General features: G+C 65.6%; 28 protein-coding genes. 17 read left to right on the top strand and 11 right to left on the bottom strand.

Annotation, left to right across the window (positions count from 1 at the left end; all coding sequences use genetic code 11):
* Positions 1-81: 81 nt before the first annotated feature.
* The 3 genes from ACWGCN_RS18075 to ACWGCN_RS18065 all read right to left on the bottom strand — a co-directional run bounded on the left by ACWGCN_RS18075 (position 82) and on the right by ACWGCN_RS18065 (position 2532).
* Positions 82-1224, bottom strand: a complete 1143-nt coding sequence (locus ACWGCN_RS18075) for a serine hydrolase domain-containing protein (RefSeq protein ID WP_452457940.1) — start codon at positions 1222-1224, stop codon at positions 82-84.
* 83 nt (positions 1225-1307) lie between these two features.
* Positions 1308-2141, bottom strand: a complete 834-nt coding sequence (locus tag ACWGCN_RS18070) for a DUF1707 domain-containing protein (protein ID WP_378990336.1) — start codon at positions 2139-2141, stop codon at positions 1308-1310.
* 97 nt (positions 2142-2238) lie between these two features.
* The gene (locus tag ACWGCN_RS18065) at positions 2239-2532 is read right to left on the bottom strand and encodes an NPCBM/NEW2 domain-containing protein (protein WP_452457939.1); all 294 of its coding nucleotides are present in this window, start codon (positions 2530-2532) and stop codon (positions 2239-2241) included.
* Between the two features lie 34 nt (positions 2533-2566).
* On the opposite strand from ACWGCN_RS18065, the gene ACWGCN_RS18060 reads away from it, so the two are divergent.
* Positions 2567-2938 (top strand): hypothetical protein, encoded by a 372-nt coding sequence (locus ACWGCN_RS18060; RefSeq protein ID WP_452457938.1) that lies wholly within the window; start codon positions 2567-2569, stop codon positions 2936-2938.
* Positions 2939-3084: 146 nt separating this feature from the next.
* On the opposite strand, the gene ACWGCN_RS18055 is transcribed toward ACWGCN_RS18060, so the two are convergent.
* Together ACWGCN_RS18055 and ACWGCN_RS18050 are read right to left on the bottom strand one after the other, a co-directional pair.
* Positions 3085-3621 (bottom strand): hypothetical protein, encoded by a 537-nt coding sequence (locus ACWGCN_RS18055; protein WP_378990338.1) that lies wholly within the window; start codon positions 3619-3621, stop codon positions 3085-3087.
* A gap of 48 nt (positions 3622-3669) precedes the next feature.
* Positions 3670-6048, bottom strand: coding sequence for an NB-ARC domain-containing protein (locus tag ACWGCN_RS18050; RefSeq protein ID WP_452457937.1), 2379 nt, complete (start codon positions 6046-6048; stop codon positions 3670-3672).
* 122 nt (positions 6049-6170) lie between these two features.
* On the opposite strand from ACWGCN_RS18050, the gene ACWGCN_RS18045 reads away from it, so the two are divergent.
* The 9 genes from ACWGCN_RS18045 (at position 6171) to ACWGCN_RS18005 (ending at position 11962) form a co-directional block, all read left to right on the top strand.
* On the top strand, positions 6171-6440 hold the full coding sequence (locus ACWGCN_RS18045; RefSeq protein ID WP_452457936.1) for a hypothetical protein: 270 nt from the start codon (positions 6171-6173) through the stop codon (positions 6438-6440).
* Positions 6437-7267 carry a Mov34/MPN/PAD-1 family protein gene (locus ACWGCN_RS18040; RefSeq protein ID WP_452457935.1) on the top strand — a complete coding sequence of 277 codons (831 nt, stop codon included), beginning with the start codon at positions 6437-6439 and terminating at the stop codon, positions 7265-7267. Before ACWGCN_RS18045 ends, ACWGCN_RS18040 begins: the two co-directional genes overlap by 4 nt.
* A gap of 207 nt (positions 7268-7474) precedes the next feature.
* Positions 7475-8530 carry an SEFIR domain-containing protein gene (locus ACWGCN_RS18035; RefSeq protein ID WP_452457934.1) on the top strand — a complete coding sequence of 352 codons (1056 nt, stop codon included), beginning with the start codon at positions 7475-7477 and terminating at the stop codon, positions 8528-8530.
* A 202-nt stretch (positions 8531-8732) separates the two neighbouring features.
* Complete coding sequence (locus tag ACWGCN_RS18030; protein WP_452529057.1) at positions 8733-8960, top strand: hypothetical protein; 228 nt, start codon at positions 8733-8735, stop codon at positions 8958-8960.
* 17 nt (positions 8961-8977) lie between these two features.
* Positions 8978-9301, top strand: a complete 324-nt coding sequence (locus ACWGCN_RS18025; RefSeq protein WP_387448270.1) for a hypothetical protein — start codon at positions 8978-8980, stop codon at positions 9299-9301.
* Positions 9302-9359: 58 nt separating this feature from the next.
* The gene (locus ACWGCN_RS18020; RefSeq protein ID WP_452458371.1) at positions 9360-10193 is read left to right on the top strand and encodes a hypothetical protein; all 834 of its coding nucleotides are present in this window, start codon (positions 9360-9362) and stop codon (positions 10191-10193) included.
* 38 nt (positions 10194-10231) lie between these two features.
* Entirely contained in the window at positions 10232-10690 is a 459-nt protein-coding gene (locus ACWGCN_RS18015; RefSeq protein WP_452458370.1) for an LD-carboxypeptidase, read from the top strand.
* Between the two features lie 86 nt (positions 10691-10776).
* Positions 10777-11175, top strand: a complete 399-nt coding sequence (locus tag ACWGCN_RS18010; protein WP_452458369.1) for a hypothetical protein — start codon at positions 10777-10779, stop codon at positions 11173-11175.
* Between the two features lie 217 nt (positions 11176-11392).
* The gene (locus ACWGCN_RS18005) at positions 11393-11962 is read left to right on the top strand and encodes a GNAT family N-acetyltransferase (RefSeq protein ID WP_452448939.1); all 570 of its coding nucleotides are present in this window, start codon (positions 11393-11395) and stop codon (positions 11960-11962) included.
* A gap of 46 nt (positions 11963-12008) precedes the next feature.
* On the opposite strand, the gene ACWGCN_RS18000 is transcribed toward ACWGCN_RS18005, so the two are convergent.
* From ACWGCN_RS18000 to ACWGCN_RS17990, 3 genes are all read right to left on the bottom strand, one after another.
* Positions 12009-12383, bottom strand: a complete 375-nt coding sequence (locus ACWGCN_RS18000) for a VOC family protein (protein WP_387448282.1) — start codon at positions 12381-12383, stop codon at positions 12009-12011.
* 137 nt (positions 12384-12520) lie between these two features.
* Positions 12521-12886: a VOC family protein gene (locus ACWGCN_RS17995; RefSeq protein WP_378990351.1), complete on the bottom strand. Its 366-nt coding sequence runs from the start codon at positions 12884-12886 to the stop codon at positions 12521-12523.
* Positions 12887-13135: 249 nt separating this feature from the next.
* Complete coding sequence (locus tag ACWGCN_RS17990) at positions 13136-13951, bottom strand: TetR/AcrR family transcriptional regulator (RefSeq protein WP_452458368.1); 816 nt, start codon at positions 13949-13951, stop codon at positions 13136-13138.
* Positions 13952-14066: 115 nt separating this feature from the next.
* Between ACWGCN_RS17990 and ACWGCN_RS17985 the strand changes: the two genes are divergently transcribed.
* The 4 genes from ACWGCN_RS17985 to ACWGCN_RS17970 all read left to right on the top strand — a co-directional run bounded on the left by ACWGCN_RS17985 (position 14067) and on the right by ACWGCN_RS17970 (position 17860).
* On the top strand, positions 14067-15524 hold the full coding sequence (locus tag ACWGCN_RS17985) for an MFS transporter (protein WP_452458367.1): 1458 nt from the start codon (positions 14067-14069) through the stop codon (positions 15522-15524).
* Positions 15525-15920: 396 nt separating this feature from the next.
* Positions 15921-16349: a DUF7144 family membrane protein gene (locus ACWGCN_RS17980; RefSeq protein WP_378990354.1), complete on the top strand. Its 429-nt coding sequence runs from the start codon at positions 15921-15923 to the stop codon at positions 16347-16349.
* Between the two features lie 65 nt (positions 16350-16414).
* A complete protein-coding gene (locus ACWGCN_RS17975; protein WP_452448943.1) occupies positions 16415-17572 on the top strand; it encodes a carboxylate-amine ligase in 1158 nt (385 codons plus the stop codon).
* 36 nt (positions 17573-17608) lie between these two features.
* Positions 17609-17860, top strand: coding sequence for a three-helix bundle dimerization domain-containing protein (locus ACWGCN_RS17970; RefSeq protein WP_387448294.1), 252 nt, complete (start codon positions 17609-17611; stop codon positions 17858-17860).
* Positions 17861-17889: 29 nt separating this feature from the next.
* Here ACWGCN_RS17970 and ACWGCN_RS17965 read toward each other — a convergent pair whose 3' ends face one another.
* A complete protein-coding gene (locus ACWGCN_RS17965; protein WP_378990429.1) occupies positions 17890-18711 on the bottom strand; it encodes a class II glutamine amidotransferase in 822 nt (273 codons plus the stop codon).
* Positions 18712-19076: 365 nt separating this feature from the next.
* On the opposite strand from ACWGCN_RS17965, the gene ACWGCN_RS17960 reads away from it, so the two are divergent.
* Entirely contained in the window at positions 19077-19793 is a 717-nt protein-coding gene (locus tag ACWGCN_RS17960; protein WP_378990358.1) for a phosphodiesterase, read from the top strand.
* Positions 19794-19822: 29 nt separating this feature from the next.
* On the opposite strand, the gene ACWGCN_RS17955 is transcribed toward ACWGCN_RS17960, so the two are convergent.
* Complete coding sequence (locus ACWGCN_RS17955; RefSeq protein ID WP_387448300.1) at positions 19823-20119, bottom strand: hypothetical protein; 297 nt, start codon at positions 20117-20119, stop codon at positions 19823-19825.
* 491 nt (positions 20120-20610) lie between these two features.
* Between ACWGCN_RS17955 and ACWGCN_RS17950 the strand changes: the two genes are divergently transcribed.
* On the top strand, positions 20611-21234 hold the full coding sequence (locus ACWGCN_RS17950) for a carbonic anhydrase (RefSeq protein WP_378990360.1): 624 nt from the start codon (positions 20611-20613) through the stop codon (positions 21232-21234).
* 110 nt (positions 21235-21344) lie between these two features.
* Here ACWGCN_RS17950 and ACWGCN_RS17945 read toward each other — a convergent pair whose 3' ends face one another.
* On the bottom strand, positions 21345-22226 hold the full coding sequence (locus ACWGCN_RS17945) for a hypothetical protein (protein ID WP_452458366.1): 882 nt from the start codon (positions 22224-22226) through the stop codon (positions 21345-21347).
* Positions 22227-22522: 296 nt separating this feature from the next.
* Here ACWGCN_RS17945 and ACWGCN_RS17940 point away from each other — a divergent pair, with 296 nt between their 5' ends.
* A complete protein-coding gene (locus ACWGCN_RS17940; RefSeq protein ID WP_452458365.1) occupies positions 22523-24172 on the top strand; it encodes an FAD-dependent monooxygenase in 1650 nt (549 codons plus the stop codon).
* The last annotated feature ends 17 nt before the right edge of the window (positions 24173-24189 follow it).

Genomic DNA, 24189 nt, shown 5'->3' with positions numbered 1-24189 from the left:
ATGGTGCTGCTGTGGGTATCTCGTGCCGGTGCCCACAGCAGACCGTCCCGCACCCGGCCGGAGAGGACTTCGACACAGGCCCTAGGGTGCCGAGCAGGCAGCAGCGTCCAAAGCGCGCGACCCTTCCTGGTAGCGGTCATCCATCAGGTCCTGGTTGAGGGCGATGGTGACGGCACGGCCTGTGGTGAGGACTACGCCGTCATAGGTCACGGTGCCCGACAGACCGCCGGTATGACCCCAGAGCTCGTTGCCGCACGACATCGTGATTCGCGCCAGGCCGAGACCGTAGGCCCATGTGCTGTCCACTCCGGTAGGCCGGACATTCTTCATCTCCGCCAATTGCGCGGACGGGAGCAGCTTTCCGTCCAACAGGGCGAGGAAGAAATGGTTCAGGTCCGCGCCGGAGGCGACCATCGCACCGGCCGCGCCGGCCCACGAGACGTTCTGGCTGGTGTAGTCGACTTGTACGCCACCGATCTCGGTGTACCCCTTCGGATGTGGGCCGCGGATGTCGACTTCATCAGGACTCGGGTAGTAGGTGTTGCGCAAGCCGAGGGGCTCGATGATGCGATGAGTGATCTCAGTGCCTACCGGGTTTCCGGTGATCTGCTCGATCACCATCCCGGCAATGGCGTAGTTCGTGTTGGAGTATGCCCATTGCGCACCGGGCTCGAAATCGGCTGGCGCGGTGAGCGCGTTGCTGACCACTTGGCCGATATCCGTTATCCCCCAGCGGACTTGCTCGGTGAGGCCCGCGACCTGGCCAGGCTTGGGCGGCGCCCCGAACTCGGCCGCATACTCGGGCAGTCCACTGGTGTGCTGCAACAGGTTTCGGATCGTGATCCGATTGCCGTCGATACCCGGCCCGTGCACCGCGCCCGGCAGATACCGTTCCACCGGCGCATCCAGCTCGACCTTGCCCTCGGCCACCAACTGCAGCATCACGGTGGCGACGAACGGCTTGGTGTTGCTGGCAATCCGGAGCCGATCATCGTCGGAAAACGACCTGCCGGTGGCCACGTCGGCCACACCTGCGGTGACTGTCCAGGTATGACTTTTGTCGGTGATCACCGCCTGAGCTCCCGGATAGCCCTGGCGCACCGCGCTGTTCAGCGCGGCCGTGATCTCCGCCCGGCCCGCTTCCGTGGCACCGGGCGAAGTGTCCACGCCGCACGACGTGGCTATCGAGACCGTCATCCCCAGCATCGCAAGTTTCATCCGCATCCCATGAAACTAGGGAGAACGCCCTGCCACGAGAAGCCTGCCGACTCCCCGATACCCGGTAGTGCTGGCACTACCGACGACGACTATCGGGTGGCGCGCAGATCTCCGAAGACCCCGACGCAGTTACCGCCGGTCGTATCGGTCACTTGAAGCCGTAGGCGCAGCGGCTTGTCGAATTCGAGATGGACCGGCACCGTGGCACCCAGTTTCACCACCACATCGGTGAGCAGCGCTCCGTCGGCGTAGATCTGGAACTGAACAGCGATGTCGCTGGGCGTCGAATCGTCCTGAATGCCCAGCACTCCGTCGAGCCGGGTGAACTTGCGTCCCAGGTCGTACTCGACGAACGCCAACTGCTCGCGGTAGGGCTCGAGCAGGACAGAGCGACTGTAGGAGGTCCCCGACACCTGGCTCGGCCCGACATCGAGATCCGAGTACTTTCCTCCCGACAGTGCTTTGAAATCCATCACGTACTGCACCGCATCGGTGCTCACATCCGACAGGGCGCCCGAAGTGGAACTCGAGGTCGTCGTCGAAGTCGAAGTGGCCGTAGCAGATCGAGACGAGGTCGGAGCGGCGGCAACGACACTCGCCCGCGACGTGGTCGTGGAAACAGGCGCCGCTACTTCGCTCGTCGTGGCGGACGAGCGCTGCGTGGCCAGTACCACCACCGCGCCGATCAGCAGGACACACGTGATCCCCAACGCGACGGTGGCGACCAGCCACGGGTTGCGTCGGTCGTCCGCGGGCGACGGCAGGTCCGCGAAGATGGCGTCCAGATCCGCTTGGGTGACCGCGGAGGTGATCTGTTGAGCCCGCAGATCGAATTCCCGGAGATCGATGCGACCGGCCGCCTGATGCTCGTTGAGAAGCGCCAGAGCGCGATCCTTTTCGACTGTTCCGATCCGTGGAGTCATTTTCTCTTCCGATGTACGGAGTGCGGGAAATCCACACTCAGCCGATAGTTTGCTGAAGTAGTAACTTTGACGAAACGAATTACTCGCCGACGCCTGCTCAGCGCTTGCGACCGGGTGGCTCAGTGCAGTGCACCCGGGGCTTTCCCCACGCATTCTTGGCATCCTGGGATCGCCTCGTGTCGAGCAACGTCAGCCGGACGACACCGGAGATGTCGAGGTCGACCTCGCGGGCGGCGTCCGCCATCGACATCTCGCCCGCGAAGGCCTCTCGATCATCGGTCTGCACAACGAAACGGCCCACACCGTCGGACGAAGCGGAATCGGCGTCCTTGCCGATCCAGACCGAGAAGCGATCGCACTTGCCGCCCACCGTCCATATCGCGCGGTTCATCGGGTCCGACGTCGTGGACGGGTAGTACCCGACAATGCTGCTCGGGAAGCTCGCCGAACCGATCCGAACAGGATCGACCGGGTCGAATCCGTTGTTCCAGGTAACGGATCGGTACGAGGTCAGCTCGTACCACCCGGCGGAGGGCGCAACCGTCGGGGACACGACTTTCGACGTGAAAGTAACGGACGTGGTGGGCGTCGGCGCGGCGGTGGGCAGCGCGCGATCGTCCGTCGACGTCGGGTCCGGCGATGCCGAGGTCGCCGAGGTGAGCCGCTCCAGAAACGACAACGCGCCTTCGGCATTCGCCAAAGCTGCGACTGCCAAGGCCGACACCGTCGTGGCGGCCAGCCATCGCGATCGCCTCGCTTTGATGAAACTCACGACATGCTCCAGTCCAGATTCATGACAGTGGTGGCGCTGTTCGCGGCAGCGTTGCCGACAGCACACTCACCGGGTAGATAAATACGTCACTATTTGTTCTGCCGCAACCTGATCGGCGAAATTGGACCGCCCGAATCGATACCGTTCGGAATTGAATTCCGGTCGGTCGGGTCAATCCACCGCGCGAACCAGCTTCTGTTGTTCGGTTTTGAGTTGTCCGTAGGTGTCGCGCACATAGCGCACGTAGGTCGCACCCGGGTGCGGCACCAGGGACCGGACGTGCACGCCGTCGGATTCGGCGGCCAGTTGCACTTCGACGGACGCGACATGCGAACAGAACGTCAGCAGCGGTTCCGGAACTTGGTAATCCGGTACGAGATCGGCGTGTTCGATGATCAGATCACGCATTGCCCGGTTCACCGGCATCAACGCGTGGTCGCGCCACCGACGCCAGTTGTCGGTGGCGAGGTCGGGACGGCGGTGGGACGCGGCGGGCAACTGCGATTCACGCAGCTTCTCCCAGATGCGCTCGTTGATGTCGACCATGACGTGCAGCGGACCGTACAGTTCACGAATCTGCCTGCTGATCCTGAGCAATCGCGCCTGTCGGCGTTCCTGCGCGAGCTGGCCGCGCTGGTTGAGCAGGTAGGCGAGTCCGGCGACCGCGACGGTCGTCACGGCCGTGATGAGAGTGGCGACCATGTTCACGGATTTCACCGTAGTGACGACGAGGCCGAAGCGGGATAGTGCTGCTGTTCAGGCGATTACAGAGTTTTCCAGCCGACTTTCGACAGGAGTCGCCCCCGCTGAACGAGACTCGAGCTTCTCGGCCCGGGCCGCGATCTCCGCGACCCGAGCAGTGTCACGAACCTGGGTGCACAGATCGATCGCGATGCGCCAGTGTTGTCGCGCGACCGCCGGTTCACCCCGGGCGACCGCGACCTTCCCGAGCCCGTCGTGGCCACGAGCCTGCTCGACGGCACTGCCCGCCATGCGCCCGAGCGCGACAGCGCGGTCGAAGGCCTCCCACGCGTCCGCGAGATCGTCCAGCGCCAGATAGGCGTCGCCGAGCACATTCGAGGTCATGGCCTCGTCGACGAACAGGTTGAACGTCCGGAACATCTCCGACGCGTTCAGCAGCCTCGGCACGGCGTCGAGAAATCGGCCGAGGTTCACCTCTATGAGGGCCGTATCACGCAACAGGATGGCCCTGTTGCGCGGAGTGCCGTGCACGTCGACGAACGCGAGTGCGCGGAGGCTGAGCTCCAGCGCCTCCGCGAAATCCCGCCTGCGCACGTGCACCCAGGCCTGGTGGGCCACAGCGGTGTGTTCGCCGTGCCGATCACCGAGACGCACGAACAGCAGCCGGGCTCGCTCGTACAGCGCCGCAGCGGCCACGTCGTCACCGGCGGTCATCGCGGCGAGACCGAGATTGTTGCAGGTCACAGCTTCCGCGTAGTGATTGCCGGCCCGGACCGCAGCGGCCACGGCCAGCCGATGGGTCTCGGTCCACAGCTCGATGTCCTTGGTGATGAACGCGAACCCACGCACCGCGAAGGCGAGCTGCCAGCACTGCTCGTCGAGCCCGTGCCGGGTCGCGGCACGGGCCACGGCGGCCACGTTGTCGCGTTCGGCGGTCATCGCCTGCATGGCCTGGGGGTAGGTCGCCACCGTCGCGTCGACGCAGGGCGAGCTGGGCGCCATCTGCGCGCGGTGCCGAGACGGGGTCAGGATCCGGTCCATGCCATCGGCGAACACGGTGTACCGGTCGACGAGGCGAGTGACGGCTGCCCGCGTGGTGACATCGTCGAAGTACGCGGCGGCGCGACGACGCGCGAAGTCGCGCAACAGATCGTGGAATCGGTATCGCCCGCGCGCGTCGGGTTCGAGCAGACTCACCTCGACCAGCAGGCGCAGGTGCCGCCACATCGCCGAGGGCTCGACGCCCATCAGCGCCGCGCCGCTCCCGAGATCGAAACTCGTTCCCGGGTGCAGGCCGAGCACCGTGAACGCGCGCGCCGAATCCGCTGGCAGGCGAGCCACGGAGTACTCGAACAAAGTCTCGACATCGCGATCGCCGTCGTGCAGCATCTCCAGTTCGACCCGGGGCTCGGCGCCCCCTTCCGCGGATGTCGGCCACATCTCGCTGCGCAAGATCGCCGCGGCGATCCGCACAGCCACCGGCAGGCCGTGGCACTGCCGTGCGATCGCGGCGCTCTGCTGAGGAGTCGGTGTGCGCTCAGCGGGCAGCCCGCCCGTGAGGCGATCGAGCAGCGCTACCGAATCCGCGTCCGCCAGCCGTCCGATCGGCACTCGGTCCACCTCGTCGAGTCCGTTGAGCGTCCCGCGGCTGGTGACCAGGATCGCGGAGGCGCCCGCTCCCGGCAGCAGCGGCGCTACATGGGCCGCGTCCAGAACATTGTCGAGCAGGACGAGATACTGCCCCGCGGCGAGCATCTCCCGCAGCAGCGAGATCCGCGAATCCGGTTGAGCGGGAACCGATTCAGGAACGAGACCCAGCTGGCGCAGCAGCGCTCCCGCGGCCACTTCCGCTGCCACGACCGGCCCTGCGGCGTAACCGTGCAGGTCGAGAAACAGGCAGCCGTCGGGGAATCGGGGCAGCAAACGTCGGGCTGCGCGAACCGCGAGGGCGGTCTTGCCCACACCTGCGAGACCCGACAGCACACAGACCGCGCTACCGGCACCCGCTACCGCGATCACCTGGTCGAGTTCGCGTTCGCGACCGTGCAGAACCGCGATGTCGCGCGGCAGGTGGGTGTGCTGGTTCGCTACCCGTGCCGAGGGCTCTGGCTCGGGCTCGCGACCGTCATCGGCGGCTCTCGTGATATCGCCGGACTCGCCGCGCCGCTCGATCTCGAGCGTGTCGCGCAGATCGGTCAGCCGCTTGGCATCGGCCCCCGAGATGTGCAGCGCCGCCAGCAGTATGTCGAGACGCCCAGTGCTCGGCAGCGTGTTTCCCTTCAGGTAGGCATACACACTGCTCGTAGAAACGTTGAGCTGCTTGGCTATTCGCGAGCATTCCACTCGACCGTGCGTCTTCTCGGCTCGCAGTGCGGCAGCTTTCAGCTCACCGGCGAATCGTTCCATCTCCGGCGTTCTCTCCCTGCCGCCCATCGTCAGCCTCCTGCTCGGACCGCACAGCACCGCTCAGGGTTTTCGAGAGCTTTCCAGAACCCCAGGCGCCTCGCACCTCGATCGTGCTGGCATGACGGCTCAGTCTACCGAAGGAGACGACCGTGTCCGATGCGATGAGTCGACCGAAATCCCTGGAACACATCCCCTTCGACGACACCACGGCGGGGGCGAGTGCCGCTCCGTCCCATCCGTACGGTCTGGTGCTGGACACCGACGGGCGAATTCTGCTGGTGGACAGAACAGAAGAACTCCTCGACCGCCAGTTCTCGCAGGTCACCACCGAGACGTTCGACGCGGCGACCGCGATGGCGCGACATCGACTACCCGTGGACCGCAACAGGTCCCGGCGCGATATCCACCGGGGCGCGTGAGCGGGGTGTTTCGCCACGTCTCGCTCGTCGACTCCGTCCTCACCTCGATCGACCGGCACGTCGCCGCCCATCCGCCGGAACGTGGCGGCGGACTGCTCGGCCCGTTGGGGCTGCCCCTGATCACGGCGTTCCTTCCGGACCCGGACGCGATCTCGACCGCGACGACCTTCCGCATCTCGCCCGCGTTCCGGCGAGCACTCACCCGAATAGAAAAGACCGAGCCCGACCTCGAACTCAAGGGAATCGTGCACTCGCACGCCAAAGGCGCGGAGCATCCCTCGGTCGACGACCTGGCAGCCTTCACCGATTGCCTCCGCCTGACCCCCTGGCTCGGAAGGTACGTCACTCCGATTGTCACGCACCAGAATCAGCGCACGAGAGACCACCAGGTGCTGCTGCCCAACGGCCTCCTGTCGGTCTTCGTCTCGGTGCCGACCCCGCTGGGGACGGTCGAGGTCCGTCCCGCCCGAGTTCAGATCCTGCCGGTCGGTCGCGACTGCACCAGTCTCGCGACAGCACTCGGCACCTCGGCCTCCACACCGAGGACTGTCGATGTCGAGGGAGTCGTCCATGTCACGGTGGTGATGCGCACGGCGGGACTGGAGTTGACGCTGCTGTTCCCGCTGCTGTATCCGACACAGGCGCCGATTGTGCTAGCCGAGCGCACCGACGAATTCGACAGTGGCAGGTCGACATTGCTGGATCGCTTCGGTATCGACCACCGACACCACCGCATACTCCCGCTGCCCCTCACCTGGGACCTGACCGTTCCGGCGGAATCCCGGTTGGCACGGGCGCTACACGCCGCGCCGGATCCGGTGTGGTGAATTCCTGTCGCGATGCGGCCCGGAACACGGTCCCGGTCGCCTACCATTCTGGGCCGTCACCGGTTTCGGACGGGTGGAGATCGTGGTGTCTGTGAATCGTATTCCGCTCGGGCAGAACGTATTCGGGACGTCTATCAGAAGGGAAGAAATGAAGAACAGGACAACGATGGCACCGGCACGGGCTGCTGAGCAGCCCACCGCGCTCCAGTGAGTACCGAGCAGGACGCGACCACCCCGGCGGCTTCCGACAGCGTGGCTCCCCGGGTGTTCGTCTCCTATTCGCACGACTCACCCCAGCACAAGGAACTGGTGCGCGAGTTCAGCACATTCCTGCGCAGCGAGGCGGGCGTCGACGTCCGGCTCGACTCCTGGGACGACTACGAGCGCCGCGACTGGTCGCTGTGGGCCATCGAGCAACTGACCAACGCGGACTTCGTCCTCGTCATCGCCTCCCCCGCCTACAAACGTCGCGCGGACGGCACCGCCGCCGCGGACGAGGGTCGAGGCGCGCAGTTCGAGGCGGCGATCATCCGCAACGGCCTCACCAGAGATCTGCGCGGGGAAACCCGACGGATCCTGCCGGTCATCCTCCCGGGCCGCTCGGTCGACGAGGTCCCGGTGTTCCTGGCCGCCCATTCCACCACCCACTACGAGATCAGCGAATTCACCACCGAGGGCATCAACGATCTGCTCGCGGCGTTCAGCGGAGTCACCGAACACCCGGCCCCGCGTCGCGGCACATGGGTCGGCCCGCAGTGGGGTAGTCGCCGCACCGAACCGCAGGGTGCCGACGCACCACGTAAACGCAAGGCACAGCTGCTGACCGACGCTTTCGACCCGATCACGCGAGGCCCGGATCTGCAGATCACCGGAGCCGATCTCAACGGAATCCACTACGGCAACAGCATTGTTCACCGCTGCGCGAACTTCTGTGGCGACCCACGCAGCCCGATCGAGTACAACCTGCGCCGGTCGTTTCGGGAGTTCGAAACCGTGGTCGGCGTCCTCGACGACGCCGTGGACGCGCGGCAGATCGGCTACTTCCAGGTCTTCCTCGACGGCGAGGCGCAGAAACAGGTCGAGGTGGCCCATGGTGAACCGGCGCGGATTCGCTACGACGTGAGCGATGTCCTGCGGTTGCGCCTGGTCGCCTATCGGCCTGACACGGTCGCCAATCCGATGCTGGCAGGCTTGGGTGCCGCTGTCGGGCGCCCCAGCAAACTACCGGCTCTGGCCTGGGGAAACCCCACGCTGTTCGCCTGAGGCCGACCTCTCCTTTTCCAGTGGCGTTCAGCGTTTTTCAGCGTATCCACGCCACGCGCCGGAACACCGCCGCGGCCGTGCATCCTCGATACGGCAACGCCCAAGGCGTCGTCACGAGAAGGCCCGCCGATTCGGGCGCCGGGCGGGGTGCGCTCGAATCGGCGCACCTCCGCCCATCGGAAAAAGGATAAGAGGATATCGAATGCGATTTGTCAACGCATTGTTCGTAGCGGTTTTCGGAATCATGCTCTGTGTAGCCGGATTCAATTTCTACGGTTCCGGCGCGATCGTGCTGATCGCCCTGGGTCTGCTATCGGTTGGGTACGGCGGATATATCACGTTCTCGCGTGGCAGCTACTTCATGACGGATTGGTTCTACGCGCTCCCCATCGTCGGTGGGCTCGTCCTCTTCGCCGGCCTCAATCGTTGACAGGGAGCGGACCACACATGACATTCCGACGCATTCTTCCGGTGACCGCAGGCATCCTCTCGGCTCTGACACTCGTCTCGTGCGGGCAGGACCCCAAGGATGTGACCTGTTCGGAGTTCGCCGCGATGAGCTACGAGGACCAGAACGACACCCTCGACGACCTTCTGGCCGACCATGATCTGCAGACTCTGTCCACCGCCAACACCATCGGTGTGCGCAGAGAAGTGGATTCCTACTGCGGCACCTTCGGATTCAGCAAGGACACCGGCGGCAAGGCAGGCCGCAACGGCGCGGAGTCGATCGACGACGCCGTCGACTGGGACTCCGGGACATGGGGCTGAACCCGCCGGCCGCGGACCACCGCGGCCGGATCCGCATTTCGGGAAAGGTGAATACGCAATGACCGTGGAAATTGCCGTCGCCATGTTGATCGCCTGGGCGGTCGGCAAGGCCAACCGGGTCGGGAAACCCATCAATGGGCTCACCGACGAAGCGCTGGACCTCGCGGTGAATCGAGTACGCAACGCGGTGGTTGCCAAACTCGGTGGCGACCCGGCCGTCCAGCAGTTGCTGAACGAGGCCCGCGCGACCCGTGGTGCGGTGTCCTCGGCCACGCAGGTCGCCGCCGAACGGTCCCTTTCGGTAGCGGTCGCCGGCGACAGCGGCTTCAGTGCCGAACTCGACCGGCTGACCGCACCGCCGACTCCGCCACCTGCCCCGGCCGGTTCCGGGTCGCGGTACAACAACTCCGGCACTTTCGCCGGTGTGATGGGCGATATCAGCGCCACCGGCCCGGTCACTGTGAAGAGCAAGATCGTGCATCAGGCCAAGCGCCACCCGGTCCTCACGACGTTCGTCGTCGTCGGTGCGGTTGCGCTGCTCGGCTTCTCCGCCGACCGGTTGATGAGCGATCCGAGCGCCGGTCCACAGCCGGGTGGTGGCGCAGAGGCCATGGCAGGCACGTGGACAGCATCCGACGGTACCGGAACAAAAACCTTCGGTTCCGACGGTGGCCGATGCGACGGATTCTTCTACAACAACGGCGAACCGCTCGACATCGGCGGACCGATGACATGCTCGATCTCCAGCAAACCCGATGCGGACGGCCGGTACACGCTGATAGTGACGCAGAGCCCCAATCGAGCGAAATACCGCGTCGAGTTCACAGATGCCGAGCACGCCTCCGTTTTCGATTCGTCCGGGACCGAACTCTACGGCCTCGAGCGTTTCTGACCGGAAGGAACGGACCGCGGCGCTACAGTCGCTGGCCTATGAGCCGATCGCACGAACTCGCCGTACGGTCGTGGCCGCGTCTTCGTTCGGGTGACACCGTTCGCCTGGTCTCACCGGCCAGTTTCCCCGACGAAGCTTCCTCGATCCTGCAACTGACCCAGACCCTGCAGGATCGAGGTCTTCGGGTCGAAGTCGGAGACCACGCGTTGGACCAGCACGGTTATATGGCAGGGCGAGACGCCGACCGACTCGCAGACCTCAACGCCGCCTACACCGATCCCGATGTTCGAGCGATCATCACAACGCGAGGCGGGGCAGGCGCCTACCGTCTCCTCGACGGACTCGACTACGACGCTATCCGCGCCGACCCGAAACCCCTTGTCGGATTCAGCGACATCACCTACCTACATCTGGCGATCTGGCAGAACTGCCGCTCCCAGGCGTCCATGGCTGCCTCGCAGGCCGCCGATCGACCGAAACCGTTCACCATCTATTGACCAGCCCGCAACCATACGTGCTCGAGCGCAACTCGAAACTGATGTCGGTCGCGGTCGAATCAGCCGGGCGCGCACAGGGATTCGTGATGGGAGGTTCGCTGGCCGCCATGGCCGGCATGGTCGGTGCAGGCCTGCCCGACCTCACCGACTCCATAGTCCTCATCGAAGCCCAACGCCAAATCGGGCTCGGACAGATCGACCGCCAACTCACCCAGCTGACCCGATCCGGAGCCTTCGACGGTATCCGAGCGTTCGCCCTGGGAAGGTTCCACGGGTTCGAGGATTACACCGACCGCGGCTGGAACCTCATCGACGTCCTGCGCGACCGCCTTGTCCCCCTCGGCAAACCGATCCTCGGAGGCCTGGAATTCGGTCACGGACCAGATCCGCACGCGATACCTCTCGGTACTTTCGCCGAACTCGACACCGACAGTGGAACACTCACGCTCAACCCACCTGGCCGCTCGGAACTTGCCAGCCGCTGACTGCTACACCCGCCGAGCAAACTGATGGTTCGCGGAAGGCGCGACAGAGGACAGGTCGCTGGGCTGTTCCGCCGCACGGCGTCGGCCTCGTGTCATACAGAAGTTCCGAAGTCGGATTCGCGACGTCGAGGCCGCCATTGTTACACCGGCAGAACTGATTCGGCCTGGCTGGTTCCAACTGTCCATCTTCGCCGGACTCGACGGGGACAATGCTGGAATGCCCGAGTTGATGTCGGCAGTGGTCGATCCCGCTGCGTTCGCCACCGATCAGCCCACGCTCACCGCGGCCGATGGGCTGACGCTGCGGCCTTGGACCGTCGCCGATGCGCCCACCGTCTACGCGGCATTCCAAGACCCCGCGATCCGGCAGTGGCATGTTCGGACGGCCGAGTCCATCGAGCAGGTTCGCCAATGGATTCACCAATGGCGCTCGGCTTGGTCCAGCGGCAACGGTCAATGGGCCGTCACCAGCAACGGAGAGGTCGCCGGACGCATCGGATTGCGGCAGTCGGACCTCACCGAGGGCGTCACCGAACTCGCCTACTGGACCCTGCCCGCCCGGCGCGGGCACCACATCGCGCCTCGCGCCGCAAACATGCTGACCCGTTGGGCTTTTCACGACGTCGGATTCGACCGGATCGAGCTCACCCACTCGGTCCACAATCTGCCATCGTGCCGGGTCGCAGCCAAATGCGGATTCCCCTTCGAGGGCACGCTGCGTGGCGCCGGCCGCCACAGTGACGGCCGCCACGACATGCACCTGCACGCCCGACTCCGCACCGACTGATACCCGGCCTGATCAGCGAGAACACGGGCGGGACAAGCTGATGTGCCTAGTCAGGATTGGGCGGCATCGTGAGGCAGAACGGATGTCCCGCCGGGTCGAGCAGAACGCGCCAGCGATCCGGTGCGGGCTGGAACTGTGCCTTTACCGCACCGCAGCCGATCGCCGCAGCCTCGGAGACATCGAGATCAGTCACGAACAGATCCAGGTGCATCTGCTTGGGCACCCGATTGCCGGGCCACTCCGGCGGTATGTGGTCCGCCACTCGTTCGATCGTCAGCGTCACCCCCGATCCGCGCAGCACCACCAAATCGTCGGACTCGTAACGGATTTCGAAATCCAGCAACGCCCGGTAGAACTGGGCGAGGTGTCGGGCGTCCCGGCTGTCGAGGGCGATCGCACCGAACCTGGCTATCGCGGTCATGGCTCTCCCTACCTGTGACCCCAGCCTGACGCGGGAGTCGACGTCCTGCCATCGATACCATCGTTTGCCGTTCATAGCTCTACGGTGCGGACGTTCGAAGAGAGGCGTCAGTCGCCGGGAGCGTCGGTCTCAGCTACTCAGTCGAGACAGAACTCGTTGCCCTCGACGTCCTGCATCACCAGACACGATTCATTGACGCCATCGGCACGCAGTAGTCGCAGGCGTACCGCGCCGAGCGGGATCAGCCGTGCGCATTCGGCTTCGAGTGCGGCGACGCGCTCCTCACCCACGAGCCCGGTGCCGACCCGCACGTCGATGTGAAGTCTGTTCTTCACGACCTTCCCCTCGGGCACGCGCTGGAAATACAGGCGCGGGCCCACACCTGAGGGATCGACGCATGCCGAGCCCCTGTGCTCGTATCCCAGCACCTCGGACCAGAAACGAGCAACACGCTCAGGCTCCGCGCAGTCGAAGGTGACCTGGATCTGTTTTACCGACACCATCGATCCACCATAGAGAGCAAGTCTCGAGTCGTCTCCACTTCGGATCGCCACGCACACAACACGGTTTGGGCTGACAACGCCGAGAAGTCGGGCCTGGCGGCCGGCGTGCGGCAATGTGCGTGAGACTCGGATACACCATTCGGAGGGCAACCAGCACAGAGTGCCTCCAGGACAGCCACCATGACAACTCACGTTGTCAGCCAGGGCGGACTGAACCTACCTCGCCGAAGCCGCGCCGAAGTGACAACTTTAGTTGTCAACGGCCGGGGCGGTCGGCCACCGTTTGCGGGCCGCCTGTCGACTGATCCCGACCAGCCGGCCCACATCACCGTAGGACGCGCCTGCGGCAAGCGCGATCCTGGCGCATTCGTCGACCCGTTCAGCAGCGGCCCGGCGCGCGGCATCCGCTTCGGCCAGCGCCGCCAATGCCGTGCACGGCTCTTTCGGCTCCGGCGGCACACCGTCCATCACCAATGGGCGCAGGCACGGTCCGACCAACTCGACCAACCGCTCCGCCGGTGCATCGGACACCCCGGGAATGTGCACCATGTAGCGCGCGACCAGCACGCCGAGCACCAGCGTGCCGATCAGCGCGGACCGCCGTTCAGCATCTGGGCCGACCAGCACGCGCGTCCACGGACTCGTCTCCGGATTCACGATCGCGCAGCGCACGGCGTGGGCCGCCTCCGGATGGGTGAGCATCGACCTCAGTACCGGCATCGTTCGGTCGTCCTTGCGGTCCACATCCGCCAAGGCGTGCCGAAGCAGGCGTTCACCGAGTTCCTCCGGCGGGCCTTCCAACGCGTCGTCGAGGGTGATCGGAATGCCCGAGACCGCATCGAACAGCGCGTTCTTGGCGCCGAAATGCTGCATCACCAGCGCCGGATCGACGTCGGCGCGCTGCGCGACGGCCCGAATCGTGGTCTCGAGGTAACCACGCTCGGCGAAGAGCTCGCGCGCGGCGTCCAGGATCACCTGCCGGGTCTGACTGCGCCGCTCGGCCCGGCTGACGGGTGCGGACGCCGCGTCGAGTTCCTGCCCTGTCATCGCAACCTCGCTCAACATCTGTAGACGAAATAGGCGGCCGTGCCTATGCTGATCTCAGCCTACAAGCGTAGAGCAGACGCGCAGTGCCGCGCAGCAGCTCGACCTCTCCCCCGAGTTCTTCGAACGGATGTCGATGACCAGCCGAGATACCCAGCCCGCCACCCGAGCTCACGACGAGACCACGCAGACCGCGGGCAGGCGCAACCGCCGCCTGTCGTTCGTGTTGGGCATTATCGTGACCTGCCAGCTCATGGTCGCGGTGGACAGCAATGTCGTCAATATCGCCCTGCCCGAAATCCGGTCCGGACTCGACATGTCCGGACCGGCACTCGCCTGGGTGTTCAGTGCTTACTCACTGGCCTACGGTGGCCTGCTGCTTCTGGGTGGCCGGGCCGGCGACCTTCTCGGCAGGCGCCGGATGTTCATCTGGGGACTCGGCCTTGTCGTCGCCGCCTCGATTCTCGGCGGCGTCGCACCCGACGAGAGCTTGCTGATCGCCGCGCGTGCGCTGCAAGGCGTCGGCTTCGCCTTCGCGAGCCCCGCCGCCCTGTCGATGATCGCCGCCACGTTCGCCGATGGGCCCGAGCGCACGCGTGCGCTCGGGGTGTTCTCCATGGTCACCGGATTCGGTATCACGCTAGGCCTGATCCTCGGCGGCATCCTCACCACCCTGAGTTGGCGTCTGGTGTTCTTCGTCAATGTGCCGATCGGCGTGCTCACCATCGTTCTCGCGCTGCGCTACCTGACCGAAACCGAGCGCCACACAGGCACATTCGATCTCCTCGGGGCGATCTTGTCCACGCTCGGCATGGTCGGCGTCGTCTACGGGCTGACTCGCGGGTCCGAGGGCTGGGCCGAGCCCGCCACCGTGATACCGACCGTTGTCGGCATCGTGCTCATCGCGGCGTTCGTCTGCGTCGAACGGCGCGCCGATCACCCGATCATGCCGTTGCGCCTGCTCGGCGATCCGGTTCGGGCCGGCGCCTACCTCACATTCGTCCTGCTGATGGCCGCCATGGCGGGCACCTACATCCTGCTCTCGCTCTACATTCAGGAAGCACTCGGTTTCAGCCCGCTGATCGCCGGAATCGCCTTCCTCCCCCTGGCTTCGGTCCAGTTCGCCATGGCGAAGTCGGCGCCGAGACTGATCGCCCGATTCGGCCGCAAACAGGTATTGCTCACCGGGGTGGTCCTGATGATGCTGGAAGCGATCTGGCTGACCACCACCCATGCGTCGACCAACTACTTCACCGGCGTTCTCGGCCCCTTCATCCTGCTCGGCGCCGGTCTGAGCCTGGCCTTCGTCACGTTGAACATGACCGTGCTCGGCGGACTCGAGCCTCGCGACATGGGCGCCGCGTCCGGACTACTCCAAGCGACCCAGCAGCTCGGACTTTCATTGGGCGTGGCCATTCTGACCACCATCTATCAGTCGTCCCGCGCCGAGCGGGCCCAGGAGAACACCGGAACCAAGGACATCCTCGCGCACGGCATGGCCAGCGCGGTGATCGCAGCCGTGATCTTCACGGCAGCGGCCCTGCTGATCAGCCTGTTCATCGTCAAGGTACCCAAGCCGGCGGGTGCGGTCTGACGTCGGTTCGGCCCCTGCTGGCATGGTTCGACAGCGACCGGACGAACTGCTTGCTCCCCGCGCCTGACCCGCGACCGCAATTGTTGCGAGTGAATGCCGATTGCCGCATCTCGTCGAGCCGCATCTTGTTAAGAGGAATCCGCTCCGGTAAACTCTGAGCAACCCACGGAATGCGGATACTGCACTCCCGCAGACAATTTCGCTGGGCATGCGATCCTCGATGATGCACCGCGACACCGAGCAGAACAGTCGCGCACCAATAGCCCCCTCACCGCGATGATAGCCACCACGCGTGGTCCACGGACAGACGATTCGAAAAGTAGAAGTTTCCGACAGGACCTGCTTCCATTCAACGGCGTCGGGTGGGCGGTCCTCAGTATCACCGAGGAGTCGATCATGACCGGCAACCCGTCACCGGTATACAACGTCCCAGAGGAAGAGCCCTTCCAGCGGGAGGCGGTCGCCGAGGGGATATCCATCGCCGCCGCGTTCATGCTTGTCATTTTGGCGGCGGTCTCCATTCTGCAGGGCATCTCCGCGATCGCGGACGACAAGTTGTATGTCGCCGGAATCGAATACGTCTACGAGTTCGACACCACGACGTGGGGCTGGATTCATGTCGTGCTGGGCGCCCTCGCTTTGATCTGTGGCGTCGGCCTCGCGATCGGATCGACGTGGGGCCGGTACGGCGCGATGGGAATCGCCGCACTGGTCATCGTCGCGAACTTCATGTCCCTGCCGTACTACCCGGCATGGTCCATCGTGATCATCGCGCTGAGCGTCGTGATCATCTGGGCTGTCTCCACCTGGCGACCCGAACGCTGAGTCCTCGTCGGATCTCTCCCCGATAGCTCGTCTACCGGTGGGCGCGACGCCGACCAGGAGGAACGATGGCGTCCCTGTCGATCGACCGACGCGATCGGTCACACCGCAACGATCTGCGCGCGTTCACCGTCGGCGTCGAGGAAGAGTTCGTGCTGATCGACCCCGCCACCGGGCGCCCTTGCCTGACCAACACCACCGTCGCGGCAGCCGGAACCGACAGCGCATTGCAGCTGGAACTCTCGCAGTGCCAGATCGAAACCTGCACCCCCGTCTGCGCGAGCATCGAGGCGGTGCACCGCGAGGTTCGACGAGCCAGAGTCACCATCGTTGACGCCGCGGCTCGCTCGGGCTCGCTTCCGCTGGCGGTGGGGGTACCGATCTGGGGGCCGCCCGCAGGTTCCATCACCGACACGCCGAGATACCAGCGCATAGCCGAACACTTCAAGGCACTGGCCGACCAGGTGACCTGCGGTTGCCATGTCCATGTCTGTGTCCCCGAGCGCGACCTCGCGGTGCAGGTCAGCAATCACCTGCGTCGTTGGCTGCCCGCACTGTTGGCGTTGACAGCGAATTCCCCGATCGCCGAGGGCATCGATACGGGGCACGCCAGTTGGCGCCACACGGTGTGGGCGCGGTGGCCCAGTTCGGGCCCACCACCATATTTCCGCTCGGCAGCGCACTACGACGACATCGTCGCGGGACTCGCCGAAGACGGACAGATTCTCGACCCGGCGATGGTCTATTGGGATGTGCGATTGTCGGCTCACCTGCCGACGATCGAGATCCGGATCAGCGACGTGCCCGCGACCGTCGTCGAAACGACACTGTTGGCGAGTCTGGTGCGGGCCCTGGTCATCACCTCGGTCGCCGCCATCGGCCGTGGGCACCTCGCCGATCCGATCACCCGGACGCACCTGCGCTCAGCATGCCGCTACGCCGCCCGCAACGGGATCTCCAGCACTCGATTCCCCACGACCATCGCGGGTCGGCGGGATAGCCGCCACGCCCTGGCCCAATTGCTCTGCCATGTCCGTTCCGCCCTGGAGGAATCCGGTGACTACGAATTCACCCGCGACGCGCTGGCGGCAGTGCTCACCAGCGGTAACGGCGCCGTCCGGCAACGCAGTGCGCTACGGGAAGGCGGCCCGGCGAACGTCTTCGCTGTGCTCGCACGACTGACCGTCGAAGGGTGCGAAATCGGCAATTCCCAGCGGAGCAGATGACAACGACCAGCGAGTTATGAGCGAGCAGGCGGGTGGATGATGCGCGACGACAATGAAGCTGTACAGATCGATCAGGTGATCGAACGCTTGATCGCCCGTTTTCCGGCAGAGCCACCGGCGGGGATAGAGCTCCTGGTTCGCCGTATTCACGAGCGCTTCGCCGATGCCCGTGTCCGCGATTTCGTTCCGCTGCTCGTCGAGAAGGCCGCTGCGCAAACTGTCGGCGCCTACCCGATCGAGGTCACCGGCGAGGACCCGCACAGCGCCGAGGCGATGGCTACGATCTAGCGAGGTTTCACGGATCTCGATCCGCCGACTCAGACCGGTGAAACGGGCTCGAACCCCAGGAGTTCATCCGCCCCGGCCCGCACGATTCCGGCACACGATTCGGGAACTTCGCTCCACGCGCCGGGAAGGTCGCGCAACGGTTCGGAAACCACGAAACGGGTGTGGTCGCCGAGGCGGTGCAGCACTTCCACCTCGGGGTACAGCGCGCGCAGCTGAGCGATCCTCGTCGAGAAGAACAGCGATCTCGACTGACGTTCACTGGAGTAGCGGAAAACCCACAGCGACTGTCCATCGGTCGTCGCTACCGTCATCTGGACCGGATTCTCCACCTGGTGCGCGCGGCCTACGTCTTCGACGAATCCGACCGCCCGGGCGACCGCGCCGAGTGGATCTTCGGTGAGACCGAAGGTCAACGCCAGATAGAACAGGGTTTCCGAATCCGTCGATCCTTCGAGGTCGGGAAACAATGCCGGATCGATCGCGGTGACCAGGTCGCGCCGGACCTCGCGAAAGCCACGCAGTGCTCCGTTGTGCATCCACAGCCACCGACCGTGCCGAAACGGATGGCAGTTACTGCGCTGTACCGGCGTCCCGGTCGATGCGCGGATATGCGCGAACAACAACGGCGTGCGGATCTGACCGGAGACCTCACGCAGATTTCGGTCGTTCCACGCCGGTTCGATGCTCTTGAACACCGCGGGTTCTGCACCCTCCCCATACCAGCCGATGCCGAAACCGTCACCATTGGTCGTCGTGGCTCCGAGTCGGGAATGCAAACTCTGGTCGATCAACGAGTGCCGCGGCGTGAACAACAATTCTTCCGCGAGAATCGGCTCCCCGGCGTACGCCATCCATCTGCACATATATCTATTCAAGCAGACTGGATCGCCGATGTTAAGGAGTCGACCATGCCAGCAGTTTCGATTTCACCGCAATGAATTTCGTTTCCGCCGGTGCCCCGATTGTGGCGGCCAGCGATACCTGAGCTATCGCTGACGTTCGAGGCTGGAGCTCGAAACAAGCGCGGCGGTGACGACACTCTTCTCTGCGGATCGGCGACTTCCGATCGCCGAACAGCGATTGGGCTCCGTCGCCGGGGGTAGGCGCACCCTATGGACCACGCCGTCAACGCGGACGGCTGACTGAGCATCATCGCCCGCGGCTGCCTGCCGGCGCCCCGAGCGACGACCACCACCGTGACAGGAGACCAGCGCCGATGATCGATATGCACCGTGTCGCCGAACTGCCGAACACCGTTGTCCGCACCACCTTTCAGACCGGGGCCCGGTTGCGGCATGCACGGGTGTTCCACCCGCGCGGCGTCCGCCTCGCGGGCCGATTCCGTGCCACCAGCGCCTACGAGCCCTGGTTCGGACCCGGCGACCGAGCGGTCATCGCCCGGCAGTCGAAAGGCATCGGCAGCCCCGGCGGCGTGCCCGACGTACTCGGGCTGGCTTTCCGGGTACTCGATCGCGACGAACGTCCCTGGGACTTCGCGCTGGCGACCACCGGGCGCAGTGCGATGGGCCGGTTCGTCATCACCCCCGCTCGTACCTGGGCATCGGCCCGTTTCGGCACGCTGCTGCCCTACCGATTCGCCGACGCCCCACCGGTCTGGCTTTTCGCCGAACCGCTCGACACCGACGACCTGCCGAATACCGCGTCCCTGCGTGCCCTCGACGATCACCTCGACGACCGGGTGATCCGGTTCTCGATCACCGCCGATGGCATCGGCCGCCCACCCGAAACCGTCGGCGAACTCGACCTACGGCGAGCCGAGCCGGGCGAATACCGCACCGACTTCTTCGATCCGATCCTCAACCATCCTGCCGACGTCACATTGATGCCTCGAGTGGTGAACTGGCTGCGCGAAAACGCCTACACCGGAAGCCGCCGCGGCCGCACCGACGACGGCGCCCAGCCCGCGATCTGATCGGCGAGTTGGTCAGAGCCCCGGTCACGTCAGCTCGGACGTGAATAGAAGTGGATTGTGGCGAACCGAGAGTCCCGAACGATCGTCACCTGGGGGTAGTCGGCTCTGATGTCGCCATAGGGCGAGCTGGCGAACAATTCGATCGCGTTCGCACAATCGAAGTTCCAGTCTGTGCGTTCGGTCGTCGGCTCGAATCCCAGCCGCTTGGTCAGCTCGGCGCAGGTAATCTTCTGCAGCGGTTGGGTATACGTCGAATCGGTGTACATCGCCCGGTAGTCAGGGAAGTGTTCCGCTGGTGCGACATAGCTGCCTGCGTAGCCGCACATACCCGCCAACGGCGGGCACCCGAATCGCCGCATGCTGACCAACTCGAACGAATCGGGTATCCAGACACTCCGCCGTTCCATGACCCGTCGCGCCTCTTCGGCGGACAGATCCTTGTCCAGTTTCGGCATGACAACGGAGGCGGCACACCCCCACAAGAGCGCTCCACACGTCACGAGCGTGAGGACGGACCAGAACCACCGCACATTCGGGCTTTTCGACACGACCTTCTCGCTTGTCAGTGGGCACGTAGCCGGTTCGAGGCGGAAAGTACTCGAAGGTGCCCTGGGCGCCGATCGCGACCAGCATACGTCGCTGCGGGGTCGGGTCGGCCGCTCGCAATGGCCTTGCCGGGGTGCGGTGGAGCGCGTTCGTCGATCCGTCCTCTACTCGGTCGCAAACCGGGGTCCGCCGGGTGAGCGGTCCGCGACCGACAGCCAAGGAGCCGACCACCCCGCGGGTCGCGATCCAAGCGCATGTTAGAACTGGACATATGCCGCATACGAGTCCCGTTGCCGCCTGGAAGACCCTCCGCGAGGGAAACGATCGCTTCGTCGAAGGACGACTGCAGCATCCCAACCAAGGCGCAGCGAACCGAACCGAACTCACCACCGGGCAGCATCCGTCCGCGATCCTGTTCGGGTGCGGCGACTCCCGAGTCGCCGCCGAGATCATCTTCGACCGCGGCCTCGGCGACATGTTCGTCGTGCGCACAGCCGGCCACGTCGTCGACGGCTCCGTGCTCGGATCGATCGAATACGGTGTCGCGGTCCTGGATGTGCCATTGATCGTCGTCCTGGGGCACGACAGCTGTGGTGCGGTCCGCGCCACGATCGACGCCCTCGATTCCGGCGCCGTGCCCGGCGGATTCATTCGAAGCGTCGTCGAACGGGTCACCCCGTCGATCCTGCTGGGCCGCCGCGAAGGACTGAGCTCCGTCGACGAACTCGAAGCACGGCACGTGGAGGAGACCGGCCTGTTGCTGACGCAACGGTCGAGCACGATCGCCGAGAAGATCCAGGCCGGAAAACTCGCCATCGCGTGTGTCACCTACAACCTGTCCGAGGGCAGGGTCCAACTGAACCGGGTGATCGGCAACATCGGCGAACTCGAGTAACCGCAGCGGTCCGCATCGGATCCGGTACGGCGGCAACGTCTCTCAGTCCAGATCAGCCGCCGCTCGCGACCGAGTCAGCCGATGAAGCGGGCCGAAGGCGATGCCCACGATCACGCTCGCGGTCCGAAGAACTCGGCTCGGGCGGCCGCGATACGTGCCTGAGCCTGGGCGGCGCCTTGGAAACTGACCACGGCCGATCCGCCGCCGGCGAGCCCCAAAGCGATGAGGCCACCGATCACCGAGAGAAGATTCGGCTCGGGGAGGATCCCCGTGCCGCTGGTGGGTCGGACCTCGTGGGCGGGCACCGCCGCACCGCCGCCGGGTGTGGGCACGGCGGGTGGATCCCCTGCTCCGGCGGGGGCGGGTGACCGGGGTGACTCTCCGGCGCCATTGGGAGCTGATCCGGTCGGCGGTGCGGCGCCGCCACCGCCCGGCGAGTCGCTGCCCGGTGCACCACCGGGTTCGGCGGTGTCGGGCTGGGCACTCTCGGACTCGGGGGTTGCACGGGGCGCCGGGGCTTCGGGAGCTGATTTCGGGACAAGCGCCTGCGGGTCGGGTGCATTGCCGGGGTTCGGGTTGCTGCCCTGGTTTCCGCCACCGTTTCCCTGATTGCCGTTACCGCTGCCGGGATTCTGATTCCCGTTGTTGCCCTGGTTACCGCCACCATTTCCCTGGTTACCGTTACCGCTGCCGGGATTCTGATTCCCGTTGTTGCCCTGGTTACCGCCACCATTTCCCTGGTTACCGTTACCGCTGCCCGGGTCCGAATTCCCATTGTTGCCGCCATTGCCGTGGTCTCCCGGACCCGCGACCAACCGAACAGCGTCGCCGTCGGCGAACCCATCACCGCCGGAAACCTCGGAGGAGCCCAGTCCCTCGGCGACGCTGATCTTGTCCCTGGAGACGACAGTCGGCTGAGCAGCCGCAAGCCCGCCGTAGCCGAGGAGCCCCAGAGCGCCCACGGCCCCTGCCACCACGGCTGTACGCCTCATCCGACCGACTGTCACGCGCCGCCGTCCTGTCCTCGATAGCCCTGCTCCCACCATTGCGGTCGCATCCGGCTCCCCCCGCGTTACGCATCACCGCGCCCGAGCACCGGCAACCTGCGGATCACACAGTTCGAGGTACCGCGCGAGTCGGGGAGCTTGTGGCCGCGGTGGACGGTTCTGTCGGCCGCGATGGCTCGATTCCCGGCGATCCGTCGATTCGTGGGATTCCGCGGGCCGGTGCCAGGCGTACGATCAGCGAACAACATGAGGCGGGGGCTTCCAGCGTGAGGTGATGTCGCATGTTCGATACCGATGTTCTGATCGTCGGCGCAGGTCCGGTGGGCTCGGCCGCCGCCGTCGAGGTGGTTCGGCGTGGCGTCCGGTGCCGGATCATCGACGCGCAATCCGATCCGCCGCAGTACGCGAAAGCGGTCGGCGTCCAGCCCCGCACGCTGGAACTGTTCGAGGCGATGGGCATCCTGCGCGAGGTCCTCGACGCCGCGATCCTGTTGCGGGGCCAGATCGTGTACATCAACGGCGCCGAGGCCGACCGCATGGATCTGGCGCTGCCCTCCGAGATTCCGTTCGGGTTCCTCGGACTCCCCCAGTACGAGACCGAGCGGATCCTGCGACAGCACCTGGAATCGCTGGGCACGCGAGTTGAGCGCGGAGTCCGGCTCGTCGGGTTCACCCAGGACGAGGACGGCGTCGCCGCCGTGCTCGCCGGACCCGAGGGCGAGCGCACGGTGCGGGCACGGTATCTGGTCGGCTGCGACGGTGCGCACAGCACCGTCCGCAAGACGCTGGGCCTGACGTTCGAGGGCGCGGCCTTCGCCGAGCAGTACATGCTCGGCGATGTCGAGCTGGATTGGGCACAACCGCACGGCTACACCGTGCGGTCGATGCACCAGACCAACGGTGTCACCGACGACGTGCTGGTGTGTGTCCCGCTGCCCGGCCACCACCGATACCGGGTGTCGATGCGGGTTCCCCCGGAACTGGCCTCCGACAACTCCGTCGGCGGCGACAGGGTCGAACACGGACTCGGCACCGGGCCCGGACCTGCGCTGGCCGATATTCAGGCGGTGCTCGACCGGCTCGCGCCCTCACCGACGACTGCCTCGCACTTGCGCTGGTCCTCGATGTTCCGGATCAGCCATCGCATCGTCGACTCCTACAGCCGGGGAAGAGTTTTCGTCGCGGGAGATGCCGCCCACATCCACCCGCCCACGGGCGCCCAGGGCATGAACACCGGCATCCAAGACGCCCATAACCTCGCCTGGAAGCTCGCGCTGGCTGTCGCAGAGCTAGCCGCGCCGACGCTGCTGGCCAGCTATGACGCCGAACGCAGACCGATCGGCGAGGAGGTGGTCGGTCGCACCGTCCGCGACGCCCGCGACGGGATCGGTGCCGGCGAATCGGACCCCGAACGCGTGCTGCTCCGCGAGGCACAACTCCTGATCGACTATCGCGACAGCCCTATCGTCACCGAATCCCCCAGCGGCGCACCGTTTCCCCTCGCGGGCAGCCGCGCTCCGGACGCGATCGGGCTGACCCGAGACGGCGTGACGTCGCCGTTCCGGCTCTTCACCCTGCTCACCGGCCCCGACCACACACTGCTCTGGTACGTCGGCGACACCTGCGACACAGCCACTCTCACCGAAATCGAACGCCATGTCGACCTGCTTCGCAAACTGGCCGACGGCCACCTCGACACCTATCTTGTCGCGAGCCCCAGCGCCGCCGTCGACCCGACGATCCTCCCGGTCATCCGTGACAGCGACGGCGACTTCGCGCGGCAGTATCACTGCACCGCCGGCGCGGCCTACGTTGTCCGCCCCGACGGCTACCTCGGCTGTGCCGCCACCCCTGCCGCCGCGGACGACCTCATTCGACATTTCGAGTCGACCTTCGCCCCGGCCCCCGAAAGTGTTCTGGGCACCGCCTGATTCACCAGCCCAGCAAC

The organism is Nocardia sp. NPDC055050, from assembly GCF_053608345.1.
The sequence above is the reverse complement of the archived record's forward strand: the minus strand, read 5'-3'. Positions and strand labels throughout refer to the sequence as shown.

Excerpts from the sequence above, each read along its gene's own strand:
- ACWGCN_RS18075 (WP_452457940.1), bottom strand. The coding sequence starts at position 1,224 with ATGCGGATGAAACTTGCGATGCTGGGGATGACGGTCTCGATAGCCACG.
- ACWGCN_RS18070 (WP_378990336.1), bottom strand. The coding sequence starts at position 2,141 with ATGACTCCACGGATCGGAACAGTCGAAAAGGATCGCGCTCTGGCGCTT.
- ACWGCN_RS18065 (WP_452457939.1), bottom strand. The coding sequence starts at position 2,532 with ATGAACCGCGCGATATGGACGGTGGGCGGCAAGTGCGATCGCTTCTCG.
- ACWGCN_RS18060 (WP_452457938.1), top strand. The coding sequence starts at position 2,567 with ATGCTGCTCGGGAAGCTCGCCGAACCGATCCGAACAGGATCGACCGGG.
- ACWGCN_RS18050 (WP_452457937.1), bottom strand. The coding sequence starts at position 6,048 with ATGGGCGGCAGGGAGAGAACGCCGGAGATGGAACGATTCGCCGGTGAG.
- ACWGCN_RS18030 (WP_452529057.1), top strand. The coding sequence starts at position 8,733 with ATGCGATTTGTCAACGCATTGTTCGTAGCGGTTTTCGGAATCATGCTC.
- ACWGCN_RS18025 (WP_387448270.1), top strand. The coding sequence starts at position 8,978 with ATGACATTCCGACGCATTCTTCCGGTGACCGCAGGCATCCTCTCGGCT.
- ACWGCN_RS18020 (WP_452458371.1), top strand. The coding sequence starts at position 9,360 with ATGACCGTGGAAATTGCCGTCGCCATGTTGATCGCCTGGGCGGTCGGC.
- ACWGCN_RS18015 (WP_452458370.1), top strand. The coding sequence starts at position 10,232 with ATGAGCCGATCGCACGAACTCGCCGTACGGTCGTGGCCGCGTCTTCGT.
- ACWGCN_RS18010 (WP_452458369.1), top strand. The coding sequence starts at position 10,777 with ATGGGAGGTTCGCTGGCCGCCATGGCCGGCATGGTCGGTGCAGGCCTG.
- ACWGCN_RS18005 (WP_452448939.1), top strand. The coding sequence starts at position 11,393 with ATGCCCGAGTTGATGTCGGCAGTGGTCGATCCCGCTGCGTTCGCCACC.
- ACWGCN_RS18000 (WP_387448282.1), bottom strand. The coding sequence starts at position 12,383 with ATGACCGCGATAGCCAGGTTCGGTGCGATCGCCCTCGACAGCCGGGAC.
- ACWGCN_RS17995 (WP_378990351.1), bottom strand. The coding sequence starts at position 12,886 with ATGGTGTCGGTAAAACAGATCCAGGTCACCTTCGACTGCGCGGAGCCT.
- ACWGCN_RS17990 (WP_452458368.1), bottom strand. The coding sequence starts at position 13,951 with ATGTTGAGCGAGGTTGCGATGACAGGGCAGGAACTCGACGCGGCGTCC.
- ACWGCN_RS17985 (WP_452458367.1), top strand. The coding sequence starts at position 14,067 with ATGACCAGCCGAGATACCCAGCCCGCCACCCGAGCTCACGACGAGACC.
- ACWGCN_RS17980 (WP_378990354.1), top strand. The coding sequence starts at position 15,921 with ATGACCGGCAACCCGTCACCGGTATACAACGTCCCAGAGGAAGAGCCC.
- ACWGCN_RS17975 (WP_452448943.1), top strand. The coding sequence starts at position 16,415 with ATGGCGTCCCTGTCGATCGACCGACGCGATCGGTCACACCGCAACGAT.
- ACWGCN_RS17970 (WP_387448294.1), top strand. The coding sequence starts at position 17,609 with ATGATGCGCGACGACAATGAAGCTGTACAGATCGATCAGGTGATCGAA.
- ACWGCN_RS17965 (WP_378990429.1), bottom strand. The coding sequence starts at position 18,711 with ATGGCGTACGCCGGGGAGCCGATTCTCGCGGAAGAATTGTTGTTCACG.
- ACWGCN_RS17960 (WP_378990358.1), top strand. The coding sequence starts at position 19,077 with ATGATCGATATGCACCGTGTCGCCGAACTGCCGAACACCGTTGTCCGC.
- ACWGCN_RS17955 (WP_387448300.1), bottom strand. The coding sequence starts at position 20,119 with ATGTGCGGCTACGCAGGCAGCTATGTCGCACCAGCGGAACACTTCCCT.
- ACWGCN_RS17950 (WP_378990360.1), top strand. The coding sequence starts at position 20,611 with ATGCCGCATACGAGTCCCGTTGCCGCCTGGAAGACCCTCCGCGAGGGA.
- ACWGCN_RS17945 (WP_452458366.1), bottom strand. The coding sequence starts at position 22,226 with ATGAGGCGTACAGCCGTGGTGGCAGGGGCCGTGGGCGCTCTGGGGCTC.
- ACWGCN_RS17940 (WP_452458365.1), top strand. The coding sequence starts at position 22,523 with ATGTTCGATACCGATGTTCTGATCGTCGGCGCAGGTCCGGTGGGCTCG.